Below are 19527 nucleotides of genomic sequence, written 5' to 3' on the forward strand. Positions count from 1 at the left end.
GACCGCCCACAACCCTAATTTAAGGACAATATCGGGAAAATCCTTAGCTCAGCCCAGCGTTAAGCAGGAAAAAATACAGGACAATCACGTTTTATATCCATTTTTGTCGGTTTGAGGGGAATAACAATGCGTTTAATACTGTTGGGCGCGCCAGGCGCTGGCAAAGGCACTCAAGCCCAATTCATTTGCAAGCAATTTGCCATTCCACAAATTTCAACGGGTGATATGTTGCGCGCTGCTGTCAAGGCAGGCACGGAACTAGGTATAGCTGCTAAAAAAATTATGGACTCCGGTGGCCTTGTTTCGGATGACATCATTATTGGTCTAGTAAAAGATCGCTTAACTCAGCCCGATTGTTCACAGGGCTATTTATTCGATGGTTTTCCGCGCACCATTCCCCAAGCCCAAGCGATGAAAGACGCGGGCGTTCCCATCGACTATGTATTAGAAATTGATGTGCCTTTTGCAGCCATTATTGAACGAATGAGCGGTCGGCGTGTGCATCCTGCTTCGGGGCGCACTTATCACCTCACATTTAATCCACCCAAGATTGCTGGTAAAGACGATGTCACTGGCGAGCCGCTAATTCAGCGGGATGATGATCAAGAAGAAACCGTGCGCAAACGTCTGCAGGTGTATAACGACCAAACTCGGCCCCTCGTCGATTACTATTTCAACTGGTCAAATACCCCCGACCCTCAAGCTAAAGTAAAGGCGCCAGCCTACCGCAAAGTCAGCGGCACGGGAAGTGTTGACACTATTACAAAAGAAATTTTTAAAGCGCTTCAATAATTTTTTCGCGCCTTTATCGGTTTGAACATATTCACCCAATCTAAAATTTTATTGGGTAAGTATTACCCATTCTTTGTGTTTGCTGGCCTGGGATTTTTTGGCTACTTAATGCCATCCATCAATTGGTTTACCGCAACGCCTGGTGACTTAATCGATGGAAGATTTAATAGCGTCATCCTAGAGCATTTTTATCACTGGATTACCGGCCGTCAACAAGACCTATGGAGTCCAAGCTTCTTTTATCCCAATTTGGATGTGCTGGCTTTTAGTGATAATCATTTTGGGAATGCCTTTATTTATGCGCTGCTGCGTATTTTAGGTTTATCACGAGAAGTCGCATTTAGTGCTTGGTATGTCAGCGGCTGCTTGCTGAATTTTCTAGTGACCTACATTGTGCTGAGAAAACTGCATTTCTCGGTATTTGCAGCGAGTGCTGGGGCTTTTGTTTTTGCTTATTTTCTACCAGCAATCATTCAGGCGGGTCATGCGCAATTAACCTATCGCTTTGCGATACCGCTAGCATTTTATGCATTGTGGAATTTCATTTACAAGCGCCAGATTAGTGCCTTAGGGCTATTATTTCTTTGGATCTGCGTGCAATTTTATTGTTCGATTTATTTGGGTGTATTTCTGGTTTATCTCCTTCTTGCCGCTTCTATTGCCGCGCTTATTCTTCAACACAAAAATTTATTCAAGGACTTAAAACGCTCATGGCTTGATTTAACCAAGCCCCGCAAAATTTTCCTTAGCGCCTTAGCGATTGCCAGCTCCATCAGCTTTATTTTATTGCTTGAAAAATATCAGCAAGTAGCTTCGTTATATGGATTTACAGGTAATGTAGTGGAAGTAAAGCATATGCTGCCCAGATTAGAAAGTTATCTGATTGCTGATAACTCAAGCTTCAGCTCATTTGTTGGAAGCTGGTTTAATCAAATTCCCCTCTATCGACATGAGCATCAATTATTCATTGGTATTGGGGTTGCACTGATATTTTTTATCGGCTGTTGTATTCCTTGGTTTAATTACTTTGGCATCAATAGGCCTTATGCTAAGGATCAAAATGCAATTGGTAAGCTGGCATTTTTTTCATTATTAATTCTTTTTTTATCAACCCTGCAGTATGGCGTTGGTGGTGGGCAACTAACAAGCCCTTACGAGTACTTATTCTCTATTCCAGGAATCTTATCAATTAGAGCTGTCACTAGATTGATTCTGGTTCAAGGCTTACCCATCGCTATTCTGGTGGCTTTAGCTTGCGAAACTTTAATCAGCAGTCTTAATAAAAATAATTATTTTTGGCGTGCAGCTGGCATTGCTATTGTGGCAGCGCTACTGAGTCTAGAAGTTATCTTTTTTGATCATGTTAAAACACCAAATGCAATTTGGACTGAGCGCTTAAATAGACTATCCGTCCTTTTGCCTAAGCCCATTCCAGCAGGGAGTGTTTTATTTGTCGATAACAGCGGTAAGGAAACGTGGTATTTTGCCGAAGTTGATGCCATGGTTCTGGCACAAGATTTGGGCATACCAACCATTAATGGTTATTCGGGAAAATTTCCGCCTGGGCATGACCATCAATCCCCAAATTCATGTATTCCTTATATGGCCCGAGTGCAAGACTATGGTAAATTTCACCATCTAACTGAAGCGTCTACGAATGAATTAATGACTCATATTATTCAAATACCCCCTTCAACCTGCGTCAAGGTAAATTGATTTAATTCTTATTGTTCTCAATGCGCCTATCTGTCATTATTCCTTGCTACAACGAGCTCAATACAATTGATACCATCATTGATGCCGTCAATGCTGCACCTTATCCTGATAAAGAAATTATCATCGTGGACGATTGCTCCACTGATGGCACACGCGATAAATTAAAACAGGAAATAGAAAATTCGGGTCGAGTTAGCAAAGTGCTTTATCACGCTGTGAATCAAGGTAAAGGCGCTGCTTTACGTAGTGGAATACAAGCGGCAACAGGTGATTTAGTCATCATTCAAGATGCAGATATGGAATATGACCCTAATGAATATCCAAGACTGGTTGAACCAATCTTAACAAATCGGGCCGACGTGGTATTTGGTTCTCGTTTTTTAGGTGGCGATGCGCACCGCGTACTGTATTTTTGGCATCGCGTTGGCAATGGTTTCCTAACCCTAATGTCAAATATGTTTACCAATTTGAATTTAACGGATATGGAAACCTGCTACAAAGTGTTTCGCCGCGAAATTATTCAAAGCATCAAGATCGAAGAAAATCGCTTTGGTTTTGAGCCTGAAATTACCGCTAAAGTAGCAAAGTTAAAATGCCGAATTTTTGAAGTCGGCATTTCTTACTACGGACGCACTTATGATGAGGGTAAGAAAATTGGCTGGCGCGATGGTGTAAGAGCAATTTACTGCATCGTTAAATACAGCTAAGCACCGAAACCCTCCCTTGCGGCCGCTTAACTACTCTTAGTAAAAGAACAATGCCATAAAAGCTAGGTATTTCCTTTGCTAAAGAAAAAGTTCCGAAGGCTTTTTCGAGTAAAGGAAATACTTGGCTTATTACTTGCCTTTTTCAAACAAAGGTAGCAAAAACCAGCCCAAGCTTATTTATAGCAACAGTAGTAAAGAGCCTATTTAAGCTCTTTTAAGGCGCTTTCAAACGACTCAATATCGGCAAAACTGCGATATACCGAAGCAAACCGAATATAGGCCACCTTATCAAGGCGTTTAAGTTCGCGCATCACCAACTCACCGACGCGCTCACTCGGAATTTCTTTTTCACCTAAGCTTAAGAGTTTTTCTTCAATACGACCCACTGCCTCATCGACTGCGTCGGCCGAAACAGGGCGCTTACGTAAGGCTAAACGAATCGAGCTAATTAATTTATCGTGGCTATATTCAACTCGACTACCATTTTTCTTCACAATTGCGGGCAGAGTTAGCTCAGCACGCTCATAGGTTGTAAAACGTTTATCGCAAGAAGCGCAACGCCGACGGCGGCGAATCGAATCGCCCTCGTCGGACTCACGCGTATCCATTACCTGAGTATCGTCACCATGACAGAATGGACAGCGCACGCTGGATTTCTGTTTTTAGCTGTAAACCGGAAAGCGCTTAGTCAACTCGCTTACTTGAGCCTTCACTTTCGCAATGTTGGCTGGATCATTGGGGTTATCCAATAAATCCGCAATCATATAGCCTACTTGTTTGGCTTCAGCCTCTTTAAAACCGCGGGTTGTCATCGCTGGAGAACCTAAGCGAATACCACTCGTCACCATAGGTTTTTCAGGATCGTTTGGTATGCCATTTTTATTGACGGTAATGTGGGCTTCGCCCAAAATACGCTCAGCCTCTTTACCGGTCATTTTCTTAGCACGTAAATCAACCAACATCACGTGTGCTTCTGTGCCACCAGAAACAATGCGCAGACCGCGCTCGGTTAAGGCAGCAGCCAAGGCTTTGGCATTCGCAATCACTTGCTTTTGATACTGTTTGAAACTCGGCTCAAGCGCCTCTTTGAAAGCCGTTGCTTTGCCAGCAATGACGTGCATTAAGGGGCCGCCCTGTAGGCCTGGAAAGACCGCGGAGTTAATGGCCTTCTCATGCTCAGCCTTCATTAAAATAATGCCACCACGGGGGCCACGTAAGCTTTTATGGGTAGTTGAAGTAACCACATCTGCATGCGGCACAGGATTTGGATATTCACCGGCGGCGATTAAGCCCGCATAGTGCGCCATATCAACCATAAATATTGCGCCAATTTCTTTGGCTATTTTTGCAAAGCGGGCAAAATCAATTTTGAGTGAATAAGCAGAAGCACCAGCAATAATTAACTTCGGTTTATGCTCGCGCGCTAACCGCTCCATTTGCTCATAGTCGATAACTTCGTTTTTATCTAAACCATAAGCTATTGGGTTAAACCATTTACCACTTAAATTTAAAGCCATGCCATGGGTTAAGTGCCCACCTTCTGCCAAACTCATACCCATAAAGGTATCGCCAGGTTTTAAGAAAGCTAAAAATACCGCTTGATTCGCCGAAGCACCACAATGCGGTTGCACGTTAGCAGCCTCTGCACCAAATAAAGCTTTTACACGATCGATGGCTAATTGCTCGGCCACATCGACAAATTCACATCCGCCGTAATAACGTTTGCCGGGATAGCCCTCGGCATACTTGTTCGTTAACTGCGAACCTTGTGCCTGCATTACTGCTGGAGATGTGTAATTTTCCGAGGCGATTAATTCAATATGCTCTTCCTGACGGCGATTTTCATTTTCAATGCTAGCCCATAATTCGGGGTCGGTTTTGGCTAAAGTATTTTGACGGTCAAACATGTACAGCTCCTATCGTATTTTTGGGCTTATTTATTCTGCTGATTTATTCTACTGACTTCTCACCTAACTTATTATGCATAGCATTTAGTGGCATTTGGTTTTAGCGATAAAATCACCCTACATCATACAAAAAGCCTATGAATTCAGCTCAAGACCTCTCGATTCTCTCTCTCGTCCTTAATGCCAGCCTGCTGGTGCAGTGCGTTATGGCCTTATTAATGGTGATGTCAATTGCGTCTTGGGCCATCATTTTTAAGAAAAGTTCGATTTTGCGCGCTGTGCGCAAAGATACTGAACGCTTTGAACGGGATTTTTGGTCTGGCGGCGATCTCAATACCCTCCTTGAGTCTGCCCAGAGAACCACCCATAGCGCTGCTGTTCTTGAGCGTATTTTTGCGGCAGGAATGCAAGAGTTCTTGAAAGCCCGTGAAATTGATGCTGCACGTCGTGCCATGAAAGCCGCCTACCAACGTGAAATGGACCGTCTGGAGGCCAATTTACCCTTCTTAGCTTCAGTCGGCTCAGTTTCACCCTATATTGGCTTGTTTGGCACAGTTTGGGGCATCATGCATGCTTTCCGGGGCTTAGCTAATGTGCAACAAGCCACCTTGGCAGCTGTGGCCCCTGGAATTGCTGAAGCCTTAGTGGCAACTGCAATAGGTCTATTTGCAGCCATTCCTGCGGTCATTGCCTACAACAGCAATGCCACTGATATCGATCGTCTCTCAATTCATTTTGAAACTTTCATTGAAGAGTTCACTAATATTTTGCAGCGCCAAGCAGGTCGTTAAGATTAATTAGGCGATCAATCACGATGGCGCAATCAACCCGCTCTTCTTTTCGCTCTTCCCGTCGGCGGGTGATGTCGGAAATTAATGTCGTGCCTTACATCGACGTGATGCTGGTCTTGTTGGTTATTTTTATGGTGACTGCTTCAGCCGTCAATCCAGGCATTGTGAATTTACCAACGGTAGGGGGGGCTAAAACCCAACCCTTACCACCGATCTTTTTAAATATTGATGCCAAAGAAAATATTACCGTGCGCTCCGAGGGCTCACCCACTCAATCACTAACAGCACTTGAGCTTGGCACTTTTGCTCGCACTCAAGCAGAAAAATCAGTTGACCAAGCTGTTGTACTTGCAGCAGATAAATCGGTTAAATATGAAGTGGTAATGGATGTCATGGCTAAGCTAAAAGAAAATGGTGTGAAGCGAGTTGGTCTAGCTGTAAAGAGCCAATAAACCTAAGCCAGATGAATGCAATCATGAATTCATGGACGCCTAATGAGTAGCACGCAAAATTGGACTGCGCCACGGTTTCCCTTTCATGGTTCGCCAGAATCACGGCCCAAGAAAATTCCCAAAGAAAAATCGGGGAGCGCAATTACCCTCTCATTAATTGTGCATTTAGCTTTATTGGCCTTACTAACCTTTGGCATTAGTTGGCGGAGTAGCACTCCTGCTGGCGTTGAAGTTGAATTATGGGATGCCACTTTACCTACCCCAGTAATTGACGAGCCTGCCCCTAAACTCGATCTAAAAATTGACAATGCAGATATTGCCCTCAAGAAAAATAAAGTGATTCCACCAAAGGTGGAGCCCAAAGTGGTGAAACCTGCGCCACCCTTGCCTCCAAAGGCTAAAGAGGCGCCTAAAGAGACGCCTAAGGCCGCAAAGCCTGCACCGGCTCCACCCCCACCTGCAGCTAAAGCCAATCCCGCTACTGACAAAGCCCGCGCTGATCAATTAGCGCGCTTGAAAGCGGCTGCTGGCGCCGAAGGCGGTAGCGGCGGTAAAGTCGGCAGTGGCGTTGGCGCTGGAGGTAATGCGCCTGCGGGCTATGCGGATAAGGTACGGCGCAAAGTGAAGCCCTTCATTGTGTTTAATCCAGAAGTGGTGGTGGGTAACCCTGCGGTGGTGATTGAGATTGAACTCGCTCCTGACGGTGCGATTTTAAATCGTAATATTGCCTCATCGAGCGGTGATACCAATTGGGACCGTGCGGTTTTACTTGCCCTCGATCGCGCCCAAAGCCTGCCAAAGGATGACAATGGTTTAATACCAATGCGCCAATTGAAATTAACCTTTAAACCCAAGGATTAAATTAATGTCTTACTTGCAACTTCATTTATATTCATGCCGCGTTTTAGTTTCATTCTTCTTAGTTACATGCACGCTAAGCTTGAGCTCAATTGCTTCTGCGCAAATGAATATTGAAATTACTGGGGTTGGTCAAGCGCTCTATCCCATTGCCGTGATGCGTTTTCAAAATGAGGCTAAGTTACCAACTAGCGTGACCGATATTATTCGGCAAGATTTAGCTCGAAGTGGTTATTTTAAAAATACCGAGAACGGCAATGCAACTGAAAGCGACGAAGGCACGCCCAATTACAAAACTTGGGCAGCACGTGGCGCTGATGCTTTAGTAGTTGGTTCGGTTGAACAAAAAAGTGCTACTAATTTTGAAATCCGTTATAAATTATTTGATATTCGTAAATCGCAAAGCCTCAATGGCTTAGTGCTCACTGCTAGTACCGATAATTTACGGCAAGTAGCGCACAAAATTGCCGATGATATTATTTTTAAATTACTCGGTGAACGCGGCATTTTTTCTACCAACCTTTCTTATGTGATTAAAGATGGCAAACGCTATCGCTTGGTCATTTCCGATGCGGATGGACAAAATATTCGTAATGCGCTCAATAGTGCAGAGCCGATCATCTCGCCAGCGTGGTCGCCTGATGGTAAGCGGGTTGCGTATGTGTCCTTTGAAGATCGCAAACCCGTGATTTACATTCATGAGTTGGCTACCGGCAAGCGTATTTCTCTCTCGAACCAAAAGGGCAATAACAGTGCCCCCGCTTGGTCGCCTGATGGCAAAAAAGTTGCGCTCGCTTTATCGCGGGATGGCAATACCCAAATTTATCTCATCAATGCTGATGGCTCTGGCTTACGTCGCCTGACGCGGGGTAGCACGATTGATACGGAACCACAATTTTCACCCGATGGTCGCTTTATCTATTTCACCAGCGATCGTGGCGGTAATCCGCAGATTTATCGCATGAGTGCTGAGGGTGAAGGGTCTGAAGGAGCCAAGCGAATTAGTTTTAAGCAGGCTTTTGTGACTTCGCCACGCATTTCTCCTGATGGTAAAAACCTGGTGTTCATTGCCAATGGTGGTAGCGGCTTTAAAGTACATCTCATGAATTTGGCGACTGGCGAAACGGTGGCGCTCACCGATACCGTCAACGATGAATCACCCTCCTTTGCTGCCAATGGCCGTTATGTGCTGTATTCCACGCGGGTAGGTGCTCGCCGAGTTCTGGCTGCAGTATCGATTGATGGTAACTCCAAGCAAATCTTAAGTATTCCCGGTGCCGATGTCCGCCAACCCTCTTGGGGACCCTTCATGGACTAAAAGCGAGGCTGAGGCGGGAGCAAGGCATAATATTGTTATCAAATTAATAAAGTTACGTACTATTACCTCTTCTCGATTTAATAAGGAATTCAACATGCAACTACTCTCCATTTTTAATCGCCGCGCAGTTGGCTTGGCTTTATTTGGTTTGGCAGCCCTACTTGCAGCCTGTTCTTCAGGTGTAAAGCTTGACGATGTCGATGGCGCAAAAGATACCAGCTCCTTTGGATCGCAACCTTGGAATGATCCTAAGAGCCCTCTCTTTGAGAAAAGCGTTTACTTTGACTTTGATGAGTACAACGTTTCCCCGAGCAAATATCAAAAAATGCTGATGGCACATGCAAATTACCTTAAACAAAATACTGCCCAAAAAATTATTATTCAGGGTAATACCGATGATCGTGGCACTACAGAGTACAACCTGGCTTTAGGCCAACGTCGCTCAGATGCGGTTCGCAAACAACTCGCTTTATTGGGTGTAGGCGATGGCCAAATGGAAGCCGTGAGCTTTGGTAAAGAAAAGCCGAAGGCCGATGGCAATAATGAAGCTGCTTGGGCAGAAAATCGCCGTGCTGATATTGTCTACATCACGAAGTGAGTTACACATCGCTAAAGCGCTCAGGAAAGTAGTTTTTCTGAGCGCGCTTGCGCTAACTGCAATCGGCACTACTAGTTTTATGCCGAGTGCTTGGGCTTTGTTTGAAGATGATGATGCGCGTAAGGCAATTCTCGATTTACGGAAAACACTTACCGCGACCCAAAGCGCGACGGCAGAACTACAAAATCAACTAGAAAAAGTGAAGGCCGATAATGCCCAATTGCGGGGCCGGCTAGAGACACTTGAAAAACAAACAGAAGAGTTGCTAACTAAACAAAAAACTTATTATCAAGATTTAGATTCGCGCTTAGGTCATTTTGAACCCCGCACAGTTGAAGTGGAAGGCATTACTGGCACTGTACAGCCTGGCGAAAAGAAACAGTACGAGGACGCCTTAAAAGCCTTTCAGGGTGGTCAACTCAAAAAAGCCGATGCTGAGTTTAATGCCTTTATTCGCAAATATCCTGCTAGCCCCTATTCACCTTTAACCCTGTTTTGGTTGGGTAATACCAAATATGCTTTGCAAGATTACCCTGGCGCAATTGCGCAATTACAAGCTTTTGTGAAACGTTTTCCAAAACAGTCGCGGGTTCCTGCTGCAATGCTAACCATTGCTAACTGCCAAGCAGAAAGTGGCAATAAGGCTGCAGCCCGCAAAACCTTGAATGAGATCATCGCTAACTATCCTGATAGTGACGCAGCGAATCAGGCGCAAAAATCGCTTGGCGCAGTAAAATAAGTTCGCTGTATTTTTTAAGTTGCTGTCATGAGATTTCCTGCATCCTATTTACCGCCTCGAAGCAAGCTTGCGCCAGCGGTCATCTTATTTTCTGGTGGCCTCGACTCCACCACCTTGCTAGCCTTAGCTAAAGAATTAGGTTATGCACCGTATGCTTTATCCGTTACGTATGGACAAAAACATTCCTCTGAAATTCATGCGGCTAAACGCATTGCAGTTGAAATGGGGGTGGAACGCCATGAGGTCATCGACATTAACCTCACGCGCTTTGGCGGCTCGGCGTTAACTGATCACAACTTAGCGGTTCCCACTACCCCAGGTCCTGCGAATGAAATTCCCATTACCTATGTGCCAGCCCGCAATACCATTTTGCTTTCCTTGGCGCTCGGTTGGGCAGAAGCCTTAGGCGGTCTGGATATTTTTTATGGGGCTAATTCAGTTGACTACTCGGGCTACCCCGATTGCCGTCCAGAGTATGTTCAATCGTTTGAACTCATGGCTAATTTAGCCACCAAGGCGGGGGTTGAGTCGCACACTGCAGCAACCCGTTTTCGAGTGCATGCGCCCATTATTCATTTAAGTAAAGCGGAGATCATTAGCCTTGGTTTATCGTTGGGTATTGATTACGCTAAAACCGTCTCGTGTTATCAAGCTAATAGTGATGGTGAAGCCTGCGGAGTTTGCGAGTCATGCCGTTTACGGAAAATCGGTTTCGCTCAAGCTGGGGTTGTTGACCCAACGCGCTATTCCATTTAAGTGCTTGGCGACTTCTGACTCAGAATACGCGCCACATAGCGCGCAATTAAATCGACTTCAAGATTGACTTGATCACCAACTTTTAGCGCTGCTAAAGTGGTATTTTGCAAAGTATGCGGAATAATATTGATCTCAAATATGCATACTGCTTGCTTAACTTCTATTAAGTCTGCGCTTGTTGCTTCACTGACGCTATTAACAGTGAGTGAAACACCGTTGACCACGATAGACCCTTTGTAAGCTAAAAATTGTGCCAGCTCGGCAGGCGCGGCAATACGTAATAACCAAGAGGTATCTTTGCTTCCTGCTTCAGCAAAGTGAATCACTCGCCCAAAGCCATCAACATGGCCGCTTACGAGGTGACCACCTAAGCGGTCGCTTAAGCGCAAGGCTTTTTCTAAATTAACCGAACCAACTGTTGCTAAGCCAACTGTTTTATTCAATGACTCACGCGAAATATCGACTATAAAACCTGCTTGGTTAACTTGCGTGACCGTCATGCAAGCACCTTGAATGGCAATACTATCGCCAACGATGACGTCATCTACATAATTTGGTGGGGTTGCAATGCCGAGTTGCAAACCATCGCCTTGCGGGGTAATGGTTTGAATTTGACCAATAGCAGAAATAATTCCTGTAAACATAAGTAAGATTAATTCATTTTCATCAGGCGTAGACGTAAATCAGGATAAAAAAGGGTTTGGTCGATGATGCGCCAATCGTTACCCATTAGGTCTTGAGATAAATGGGTAGGTGGATCGACTTGCGCCATGCCTAGGCCCTCACCTAAAAAGCGTGGGGCTAAATAGAGCAGAAGCTCATTCACACAATCCTCGCGCAGTAATGAGCCATTGAGCTTAAAGCCAGCCTCAACATGAATCTCATTCATGGCATATTTAGTCGCGAGTATAGAAAATAATTTAGTGAGATCAACTTTTCCACCTGTGTTGGGTATGGCAATTAACTCCACACCGCGCGCTGTAAGTTCAGCCGCTTTTTGCTGTTGTTCATGAGAGTTGGCTGCGGCATAAACGATCATGACGCCGCTCGCCTCGGTAGTGAAGATTTGTGCATTTAGCGGTATGGCCAAATGGGAATCGATAATTATTTTTATGGGTTGACGAGTCGTGTTCACGTCACGTACATTGAGGCGCGGGTCATCCTCGATTACTGTGCCTACACCAGTCAAGATAGCGCATGCTTGGGCGCGCCAATGGTGCCCATCTGCCCTAGCTAAGGGACCTGTGATCCACTGACTCTCCCCTGAAGGCAAAGCAGTTTTACCATCTAGACTAGCGGCCATTTTCATGCGGACCCAAGGCAGGCCTTGGCACATACGCCTAATAAAACCCGGGTTTAATGCTCGTGCTTCTGCCTCAAGCAAGCCCATTTGTACAACGATGCCAGCCGCCCTTAATTGTTGAATTCCTTGACCTGAAACTAATGGATTAGGGTCGCTCATAGCAATACTGACTTTGGCAACCTTAGCAGCGATTAAAGCCTCGACACAGGGCGCTGTTCTACCCGTATGGCTGCAAGGCTCAAGCGTCACGTAGACAGTAGCCCCCTGTGGATTATGGCCTTGGGTACGTGCATCTTTTAAAGCCTCGATTTCTGCATGTGGCCCCCCAACCGCCTGGGTATGACCGACGCCAATACACTGACCTTCCTTAACAATGACGCAGCCCACCCTTGGGTTAGGGTTAGACAAATACAGCGCCTGCTGCGCCTGCTCTATAGCAAGGTGCATGAATTGGGTATCTTCTGCGGTAAATAACATGGTGCTATTTTCCCTCTTTTTGCTATCACCCCACTGAAGCCATCCTCGCCAGTGAATAAGGAGCTAATTAGTGACAGCCGCGAGCGTCTTGCTTGGGGTTACAAAGGCGCCAGCGTCCGCCGCTAGCCAAAATTAGGTGCTTTTCTAATGTCGGGGCTTTGCGGTGCGTCATGACTAAGCGGTTAGCCACAAAACCCCCTGATTGGGTTCGCGCCGCTCCCGCCGCATTAAAAACGATTTGCTTACGCCCCGTTTGTGGATCGGCAAATTGCTGCCCTGTCTTATTCGTGAGTGAATGAATCACTACCGGATCAAGGCTAGCTTGTTGTAACCACACTTGTGTTTTACAACCCTGGACTTTACATACGGACTCTACTTGCCATCCGCCATTCCAATCCGCTTCATTGCGTGGCCGAATGCGCACTGCACTTCCCGAATGAAGCGCTTGCTGTCGTGCAAAGTGAGCATGCTGAATAAATCGCATTGCGAGGGTATCGAGCTCGCGTTGATACAACTGTTCCTGTAGCCGCGGTACAGCCATTGTTGCGGCAATAGCCACAATGAACACCACTGCCATCATCTCGAGCAAACTAGCACCCTGCTGTTGAGTAAATAAACTCTGCATTGGTTTACGCCTAATGAGTTAATTAATAAAGATTTCGCGCCAATTGTGGCGCTCAATTTCTGCTGTAGCATGCTTTAACAACACCGTAGTTTGTAAGCTGACGTTTGACTTGGCGGCTGGCACACCCTCGAAAGGTAGGGTAGTTACTTCAACCCATGTGCTGATGATTTTGGGTTGCAAGGACTTTTTCTCAGTAATATGCTGCCGCACTAAAGCCTCGCAAACTCGTCCGGGGCTCACTTCAATTTCAATTGATTCGCCAGCATTAATTGCGGTAATGCCTACCTCTGCACTGAACAACCCTTGCTCACAGGCCTGCAGACTAGCTTCTGTCGCCATAAACTCGGCCTGTTGTAAGCTGGCAGTTTGCGTTATCTTTAGCTCCATTGCTAATAAGCGCTCAAGCGTGCCGATCGACCAACTTAAGACCAACACAAGACTTAAAATTGCTGCAATGATCAAGGTGCATTGCGGCGCGCAAAAGTACGTGCCAGCGTTTTTTTATTCAAGGTAAGCTCAACCTGAATTTTCTGTGGGGCAATTTCATGAAAGCGAATTTGTTCTATCCCAGTCATTAAGGTAGTTTTTTGAGCGCGCCCTTGGCGATCGAATGACTCGCACATCAAAGAACCGGCAAATCGGGAATGACGACCGCTAGCAGAGGAGCTATTCTGAGTTTGACGATCTAATGAAAATCCTAAACGAACGAGGCCTTGTTGAGTGCGTTCGCCAGTTAAGGGATTGCCACTGCAATCGTAATCGACTTCAGCGCCCGCTTTTTTAGAAGCGTGGCGCTGCAAGCCATGATGGATGATCAATTCATCGGATGTATTGAACCCAACCGCTTTACGAATCGTGAGGGGATTTAGGGTTGTAGCTGAAGATTTTTTAATGGGTTCTGCAAGCGGGTCGCGGTAACCGGCCATACGGATGGCTCGGCCCATTAAAGTAAACATGCGGTCTTGATCGGCTAGCTCGAGTGTGGCCCGTTCTAGCTGACTTTGTTTGATTAAAACCGTACTCGTTATTTTGAGCATGGGCGCTAAGACCATCGTGCCAATGCCCAAGCCCACGATACATTCGAGTAAATTCATGGGTTTTTTCTCCCCCTGCTAGCCTGACTTGTTGGCTGACTGCTTGAGGACTTGATTGGGGTGGTTGGGTGTTTAGCACTAGCCTTTATTTGCATTTCATATGCGCTAGCCTGTGCCCATTGCTTGGTTTTATTGTCCTGCAAATGAAGGTGCTGCCCCTGTAAACGCTGGTAAATATCAACCAACCCAAGACCACTGCTCACGACGATGGTCATGGCAATTAAGGCTTCAAAGAGAATAAATCCATGATTAGAGCGGTTTTTCATGTCCCCTATCGTGCTCGCTTAAGGCGGTCTGCACTATCCGTTGCAAGCCATTTCGCTGTAGGAAAAGCTGGAATTGGCAGGGTAAAGCGCCGCGAAAATGTCCCTCAGCTTAAAATGGCTGTCTATGTCTGATAAAGAACTGAAGTCGTTAGCCCCAATTCAAGAAATCATTGCCGATCTGCGGGCAGGCAAGATGATTATTTTGGTGGACGAAGAAGATCGTGAAAACGAAGGCGATTTAGTTTTAGCTGCCGACCATGTTTGTGCAGAAGCCATTAACTTTATGGCCAAGCATGGGCGTGGCTTGATTTGTCTAACCCTAACGCGCGAGCGCTGTCAGCAACTCAATTTACCCTTGATGGTGCGTGACAATGGCACGGCACTTGGCACTAACTTCACGATCTCGATTGAGGCCGCCTCTGGTGTAACTACCGGTATTTCCGCAGCTGATCGGGCCCGTACGATTCAAGTAGCGGTAGCCCCGCATGCCAAACCGGATGACTTAGTCCAGCCTGGTCATATTTTTCCGCTCATGGCACAACCCGGTGGCGTCCTTATTCGTTCAGGACATACCGAAGCGGGTTGTGATTTAGCCTTATTGGCTGGCGGTTCGCCAAGCGCTGTGATCTGCGAAATTATGAAAGATGATGGCAGTATGGCGCGGCTGCCAGATTTAATGGTCTTTGCCAATGAGCATGGTCTAAAAATTGGCAGTATTGCTGACCTGATTCAGTATCGTAGTCAAAATGAAAGTATTGTGGTGCGCGAAGGAAGTCGCGAATTTAATACACCGTGGGGAAATTTTCATGGCGTGGTGTATCGCGATCGGCCGAGTTCAGCCATTCACCTGGCACTCGTCAAGGGCACTCCCACTGAAGATCAAGAAACCTTGGTGCGCGTTCATGAACCAGCCACCGTGCTTGACTTTCTGGATACAGTTGCTTCTACCCATTCATGGCCCCTAGCTAAAGCCTTAGAAAAATTAGCGGCTGCCCCAGTTGGTGTAGCAGTACTGTTAAATGTGGCGGGTGTTTCTGCGCCAAATGATGCGAGTTGGCTGGCGCGTTTTGTTCAATTGACGAATACCCAACCCAATAAAGCCCTGCAGCGTAAACCCGACTTTCGTAGCTATGGTATTGGCGCGCAAATTTTAAAAGACTTGCAAGTTGGCAAAATGCGCTTATTAGGCAATCCCGGCCCTACTCCGAGTTTGTCGGGCTACAAGCTTGAAATTACTGGGCATACGCCCTTTGTAGAATAAATTACAGGATCGGTAAAACTATGTCAAATCATGCTCCCGGTGTGCAGGTTTTAGAGGCCGATCTGAACGGCGAAGGGATGCGCATAGCCATCGTGCAAGCGCGCTTTAATCAAGAACATGGCGCAGCCCTCGCCGAATTTTGTATTCGTGAGCTATTGCAATTAGGGGTTGATCAACAAGATATTCATTTGGTCACTGTGCCTGGTGCCTTAGAAATTCCGTTTGCTTTACAACGTTTAGCTGAAACAGACACCTTTGATGGCCTTGTTGCTTTGGGCGCAGTTATTCGCGGCGAAACCTATCACTTTGAATTAGTCGCGAATGAATCAGCTGCAGGTATTAGTCGGGTTTGCTTAGAATCTGGTTTGCCAATTGCAAACGGCGTACTCACCTGTGATAACGATGATCAGGCCACCCAACGCACGGCCAGCAAAGGGGCCGACTGTGCACGTGCAGTAGTCGAAATGGCCAATTTAGCCTTAGCCCTGACGCCCGATTTAGATATTGAAATGCATCACCTCGAAGAATCTAAATAATGGCTGTGCAGCAGAAAGTAATTAAGCGCTCACTTACGCCCAGACGACGGGCTCGTGAGTATGCCCTACAGGGCATTTACCAATCGCTGGTAATGCGGCGTGCTGGAAGTCTGCCCGATGTGCAAGTCATTGCCTTGCAATTGGCTGAAGATCCCGCGTTTACACGCTGTAACCTAGATTTATTTGAGGGGATTTTTCGTGGCGTTTTGCTGCGGGTAGATGCCTTAGAAAGCCTCATTACCCCTGCCCTCGATCGCCCGATTAATGAGCTCTCACCAGTTGAGCATGCCGCACTTTTAATTGGTACTTATGAGTTAGCGGATGACCCAAGCGTACCGTATAAAGTTGCGATTAATGAGGCAGTTGAGCTCGCCAAGATTTTTGGTGGTACCGATGGACATAAGTATGTGAATGGTGTGCTCGACTTGTTAGCAAAATCATTGCGCAGTGCTGAAACTCAAGCCGTCTAAAAACCAATACTGGGTAGGTTTGAATTAAATACTGGCGTAGCGTTTGCCGCGTGCGGCGTTGCGTAACTGCTCACGCTCACTCAGCACTCGTCCGGTATAACTCGATTCGCCACTTGCAGCATTGGGACTACCCAAGTAACTACGTAAACCCGCTTCGAGTGAACCAGCTTTAGCAATACATGCTTTTAAGATTAACGCGCCTACACGAATGTTGGCTTCTGGAAGAAAGGCGGCTGCTTTACCGCCAAAGGGCTCAAATTTTTCTTGATGAAGATTCGTTAACACCTGCATCAGGCCTTGTGCACCCGCTTTACTTTGAGCGTTTGGATCAAAACTAGATTCAATTGCCATCACTGCGAGCAATAAAGTGGGGTCTAAATTCACTTCTTTGGCTACTTGCAGGGCCTCGTTTATATAACTGAGGCTCTCGCTTGGAGTAATGCGGTACTTATCGACTAAATATTGTGAAACGACTTTGCGCTCTTGTTCCGACTTCAGCGAATGACGATCAACCGCTTCGATATCCACTAAATGACTGGGAATAGCTGCTGCTAGACCAGCTATTGATGGAGTCTCTGTGGCCGCAGGATAGCTTGCGGGCGATAAATGGGCCTCTGCCTGAGTATCGTCACGCTGACCAACTTGGTCTTTGTAGCTGGTAAACCAAGCTTGTGACCCGTCGAGACCTTGAGGGCTATACAACAGATCACGCGCTATACCAGGCACTAAAAGACGTGCAAAATCAAAGGGGCCCGCATTGGTACCTGGCCCAGCCAGCCATAAACTAATTGCCATGAAGACACCCAAGCCGAGTAAAGAGCTAGCTACCCGCTGCAGCGATGCTTTGGTACTCTGTAAAAGAGGACTCAAATAGTTGGCTGGGCTAATTTTTTTTACTACTCTCATAGGTCAGGGCTAGCTTGCATATTGCAATGCAGCAAATAATGGACATGATGCATCTTAGGAACTCTTATATATCATGTCAAGCATATAGAAATCAATATACATAACTTTTTGTAGGTATAGCTTGCCCTAAGGCTAATCAGACCCCCTCATTCCAAAATAAAAACTATATATATCAATGGTTTATAAAAGTTAGTGGCCACCTTTTTTGTTATATGAAAAAGACTGAATTTAGGCTTATTTTTGTCCTTTTTACTCGAAAAATCGGTCTGAAAACCCTATATTTAGTTCTTGAAACGGGTATCAACACCTACCTATAGTTTTTATACAAATTTACAAATTAATAATAATTACCAATCAATCATGACTTATTTGATTGGCTTGTTACTCACTATCATGTGCAAACTCCCCTAAAATGGGGCACACGTATTCTCGCAAACCCTAACTGGATCTCTGTCACTATGAATGCTTCACTTCAGCAAATTGATATTCGCTCACACTTAAAAGACCCTAGCTTATTCCGCGAAGATGCCTTTATTAACGGCAAGTGGGTTAAGGCTAAAGCAGGTACTACTTTTTCTGTTAATAACCCAGCAACAGGCGACATCATTGCCAATGTAGCAAACCTCAATGGCGCAGACGCTGAGTTGGCGATTACTGCAGCCGAGCAAGCGCTTATCAGTTGGCGCTCGAAGACCGCCAAAGACCGAGCCATAGTAATGCGTAAATGGTTCGATCTGATTATTGCCAATACCGAAGATTTGGCTATTTTGATGACTCTTGAGCAAGGCAAGCCCCTCGTAGAATCGCGCGGCGAAGTCGCTTATGGCGCCTCATTTGTAGAGTGGTTTGCGGAAGAATCAAAGCGAGTAACGGGCGCGATCCTTGAGAGCACTTGGGGCGATAAACGCATGCTGGTATTAAAGCAAGCGATTGGTGTCTGTGTTGCTATCACCCCGTGGAATTTTCCGATTGCAATGATTACGCGCAAAATTGCGCCAGCGATTGCGGCAGGCTGCACCATGGTTATCAAACCAGCCGAGCAAACTCCTTTATGTGCTTTGGCTTTAGCAGAATTAGCGCAGCGCGCTGGTATGCCTGCGGGAGTGGTCAACATCATTCCTTCTGATGCAGATCAATCGATTGCTATTGGTAAAGTTGTTTGTGCCTCGCCCACCATTCGGCACCTTTCTTTTACTGGCTCTACTGAAGTAGGCCGAATCTTGATGGCGCAATGTGCACCATCCGTGAAAAAGGTTGCCCTAGAATTAGGTGGGCATGCGCCTTTCATCGTGTTTGAAGATGCCGATATTGATGCTGCTGTTGCTGGCGCAATTGCTTCTAAATACCGCAACTCGGGGCAAACCTGTGTCTGTGCTAATCGGTTTTATGTACATCAAAAAGTGCAAGCTATCTTTGTAGAAAAATTTGCTAAAGCCACGCAAGCGATTAAAGTCGGCAATGGAATGACTGAAGGCGTGAGTCAGGGTCCGTTGATTGATGATGCTGCTTTTGCTAAAGTTGAAAAACATGTGGCCGATGCTATTAGTAAAGGTGCCACATTAGTTACAGGTGGTAAAGCCAATACCAGTGGTCTCAATTTTTATGAGCCCACCATTTTGTCGAACGTGACGAGCGATATGCTGATTACGTATGAAGAAACCTTTGGGCCAGTAGCGCCGATTATTCCTTTTGATAATGATGAAGCTGTAGTGAAGTTGGCCAATAACAGTCAGTATGGTTTAGCTTCCTATTTTTATAGTCGTGATATTGGTCGTGTCTGGAAAGTCGCGGAGGCTTTGGAATATGGCATGGTCGGTGTGAACACTGGCATTATGTCGAACGAAGTAGCGCCATTTGGTGGCGTTAAACAATCGGGCTTAGGTCGTGAAGGCAGCATTTGGGGTATGGATGAATACCTTGAAATGAAATATGTTTGCGTGGGTCTCTAAGCGGCT

The 19527-nt window shown here is 46.0% G+C and carries 23 protein-coding genes; 14 read left to right on the plus strand and 9 right to left on the minus strand.

Annotated features, from left to right (window positions below; all coding sequences use genetic code 11):
- Positions 1-126: 126 nt before the first annotated feature.
- The 3 genes from adk to LZT21_RS00125 all read left to right on the plus strand — a co-directional run bounded on the left by adk (position 127) and on the right by LZT21_RS00125 (position 3215).
- On the plus strand, positions 127-792 hold the full coding sequence (gene adk / locus LZT21_RS00115; protein ID WP_233923037.1) for an adenylate kinase: 666 nt from the start codon (positions 127-129) through the stop codon (positions 790-792).
- A 108-nt stretch (positions 793-900) separates the two neighbouring features.
- On the plus strand, positions 901-2508 hold the full coding sequence (locus LZT21_RS00120; RefSeq protein ID WP_233989040.1) for a hypothetical protein: 1608 nt from the start codon (positions 901-903) through the stop codon (positions 2506-2508).
- A 20-nt stretch (positions 2509-2528) separates the two neighbouring features.
- The gene (locus LZT21_RS00125; RefSeq protein WP_233989041.1) at positions 2529-3215 is read left to right on the plus strand and encodes a glycosyltransferase family 2 protein; all 687 of its coding nucleotides are present in this window, start codon (positions 2529-2531) and stop codon (positions 3213-3215) included.
- Between the two features lie 200 nt (positions 3216-3415).
- Here the strand turns inward: LZT21_RS00125 and nrdR are convergent, their stop codons facing one another.
- Both nrdR and glyA read right to left on the minus strand, forming a co-directional pair.
- Positions 3416-3862 (minus strand): transcriptional regulator NrdR, encoded by a 447-nt coding sequence (nrdR, locus tag LZT21_RS00130; RefSeq protein WP_233934999.1) that lies wholly within the window; start codon positions 3860-3862, stop codon positions 3416-3418.
- Positions 3863-3877: 15 nt separating this feature from the next.
- Entirely contained in the window at positions 3878-5122 is a 1245-nt protein-coding gene (gene glyA / locus LZT21_RS00135) for a serine hydroxymethyltransferase (protein ID WP_233923041.1), read from the minus strand.
- Positions 5123-5259: 137 nt separating this feature from the next.
- Here glyA and tolQ point away from each other — a divergent pair, with 137 nt between their 5' ends.
- The 7 genes from tolQ (at position 5260) to queC (ending at position 10634) form a co-directional block, all read left to right on the plus strand.
- Positions 5260-5913, plus strand: a complete 654-nt coding sequence (tolQ, locus tag LZT21_RS00140; RefSeq protein ID WP_233923042.1) for a protein TolQ — start codon at positions 5260-5262, stop codon at positions 5911-5913.
- Between the two features lie 23 nt (positions 5914-5936).
- Complete coding sequence (locus tag LZT21_RS00145; protein ID WP_233923043.1) at positions 5937-6365, plus strand: ExbD/TolR family protein; 429 nt, start codon at positions 5937-5939, stop codon at positions 6363-6365.
- A gap of 42 nt (positions 6366-6407) precedes the next feature.
- Positions 6408-7226: an energy transducer TonB gene (locus tag LZT21_RS00150; protein WP_233989042.1), complete on the plus strand. Its 819-nt coding sequence runs from the start codon at positions 6408-6410 to the stop codon at positions 7224-7226.
- Positions 7227-7305: 79 nt separating this feature from the next.
- Positions 7306-8541 (plus strand): Tol-Pal system beta propeller repeat protein TolB, encoded by a 1236-nt coding sequence (tolB, locus tag LZT21_RS00155; protein WP_370634740.1) that lies wholly within the window; start codon positions 7306-7308, stop codon positions 8539-8541.
- A gap of 94 nt (positions 8542-8635) precedes the next feature.
- On the plus strand, positions 8636-9139 hold the full coding sequence (pal, locus tag LZT21_RS00160; RefSeq protein WP_233989043.1) for a peptidoglycan-associated lipoprotein Pal: 504 nt from the start codon (positions 8636-8638) through the stop codon (positions 9137-9139).
- Entirely contained in the window at positions 9075-9878 is an 804-nt protein-coding gene (ybgF, locus tag LZT21_RS00165) for a tol-pal system protein YbgF (RefSeq protein WP_233989044.1), read from the plus strand. Before pal ends, ybgF begins: the two co-directional genes overlap by 65 nt.
- 27 nt (positions 9879-9905) lie before the next feature.
- Positions 9906-10634 (plus strand): 7-cyano-7-deazaguanine synthase QueC, encoded by a 729-nt coding sequence (queC, locus tag LZT21_RS00170; RefSeq protein WP_233923047.1) that lies wholly within the window; start codon positions 9906-9908, stop codon positions 10632-10634.
- Here queC and LZT21_RS00175 read toward each other — a convergent pair.
- From LZT21_RS00175 to LZT21_RS00200, 6 genes are all read right to left on the minus strand, one after another.
- On the minus strand, positions 10631-11278 hold the full coding sequence (locus LZT21_RS00175) for a riboflavin synthase (protein WP_233923048.1): 648 nt from the start codon (positions 11276-11278) through the stop codon (positions 10631-10633). The genes queC and LZT21_RS00175 overlap by 4 nt on opposite strands.
- An 8-nt stretch (positions 11279-11286) precedes the next feature.
- Positions 11287-12414 (minus strand): bifunctional diaminohydroxyphosphoribosylaminopyrimidine deaminase/5-amino-6-(5-phosphoribosylamino)uracil reductase RibD, encoded by a 1128-nt coding sequence (ribD, locus tag LZT21_RS00180; protein WP_233923049.1) that lies wholly within the window; start codon positions 12412-12414, stop codon positions 11287-11289.
- 67 nt (positions 12415-12481) lie between these two features.
- Complete coding sequence (locus LZT21_RS00185; protein WP_233923050.1) at positions 12482-13039, minus strand: GspH/FimT family pseudopilin; 558 nt, start codon at positions 13037-13039, stop codon at positions 12482-12484.
- An 18-nt stretch (positions 13040-13057) separates the two neighbouring features.
- A complete protein-coding gene (locus LZT21_RS00190; RefSeq protein ID WP_233923051.1) occupies positions 13058-13501 on the minus strand; it encodes a hypothetical protein in 444 nt (147 codons plus the stop codon).
- Positions 13498-14133, minus strand: a complete 636-nt coding sequence (locus LZT21_RS00195; RefSeq protein ID WP_233989045.1) for a hypothetical protein — start codon at positions 14131-14133, stop codon at positions 13498-13500. Before LZT21_RS00195 ends, LZT21_RS00190 begins: the two co-directional genes overlap by 4 nt.
- Positions 14130-14399 carry a hypothetical protein gene (locus LZT21_RS00200; RefSeq protein ID WP_233989046.1) on the minus strand — a complete coding sequence of 90 codons (270 nt, stop codon included), beginning with the start codon at positions 14397-14399 and terminating at the stop codon, positions 14130-14132. The genes LZT21_RS00195 and LZT21_RS00200 overlap by 4 nt, the downstream gene beginning before the upstream one ends.
- A gap of 124 nt (positions 14400-14523) precedes the next feature.
- Here LZT21_RS00200 and ribBA point away from each other — a divergent pair, with 124 nt between their 5' ends.
- From ribBA to nusB, 3 genes are read left to right on the plus strand one after another with little or no spacing between them, the layout of a single operon-like run.
- A complete protein-coding gene (ribBA, locus tag LZT21_RS00205; protein ID WP_233989047.1) occupies positions 14524-15660 on the plus strand; it encodes a bifunctional 3,4-dihydroxy-2-butanone-4-phosphate synthase/GTP cyclohydrolase II in 1137 nt (378 codons plus the stop codon).
- Between the two features lie 20 nt (positions 15661-15680).
- Positions 15681-16196, plus strand: coding sequence for a 6,7-dimethyl-8-ribityllumazine synthase (ribH, locus tag LZT21_RS00210; RefSeq protein ID WP_233934984.1), 516 nt, complete (start codon positions 15681-15683; stop codon positions 16194-16196).
- Positions 16196-16666, plus strand: a complete 471-nt coding sequence (nusB, locus tag LZT21_RS00215) for a transcription antitermination factor NusB (RefSeq protein ID WP_233923056.1) — start codon at positions 16196-16198, stop codon at positions 16664-16666. The genes ribH and nusB overlap by 1 nt, the downstream gene beginning before the upstream one ends.
- A 24-nt stretch (positions 16667-16690) precedes the next feature.
- Here nusB and LZT21_RS00220 read toward each other — a convergent pair whose 3' ends face one another.
- Entirely contained in the window at positions 16691-17572 is an 882-nt protein-coding gene (locus tag LZT21_RS00220) for a lytic transglycosylase domain-containing protein (RefSeq protein ID WP_233989048.1), read from the minus strand.
- Between the two features lie 458 nt (positions 17573-18030).
- On the opposite strand from LZT21_RS00220, the gene LZT21_RS00225 reads away from it, so the two are divergent.
- Positions 18031-19521 carry an NAD-dependent succinate-semialdehyde dehydrogenase gene (locus LZT21_RS00225; RefSeq protein ID WP_233989049.1) on the plus strand — a complete coding sequence of 497 codons (1491 nt, stop codon included), beginning with the start codon at positions 18031-18033 and terminating at the stop codon, positions 19519-19521.
- The last annotated feature ends 6 nt before the right edge of the window (positions 19522-19527 follow it).

Source organism: Polynucleobacter sp. IMCC 30228, assembly GCF_021395205.1.
GTDB lineage: Bacteria > Pseudomonadota > Gammaproteobacteria > Burkholderiales > Burkholderiaceae > Polynucleobacter.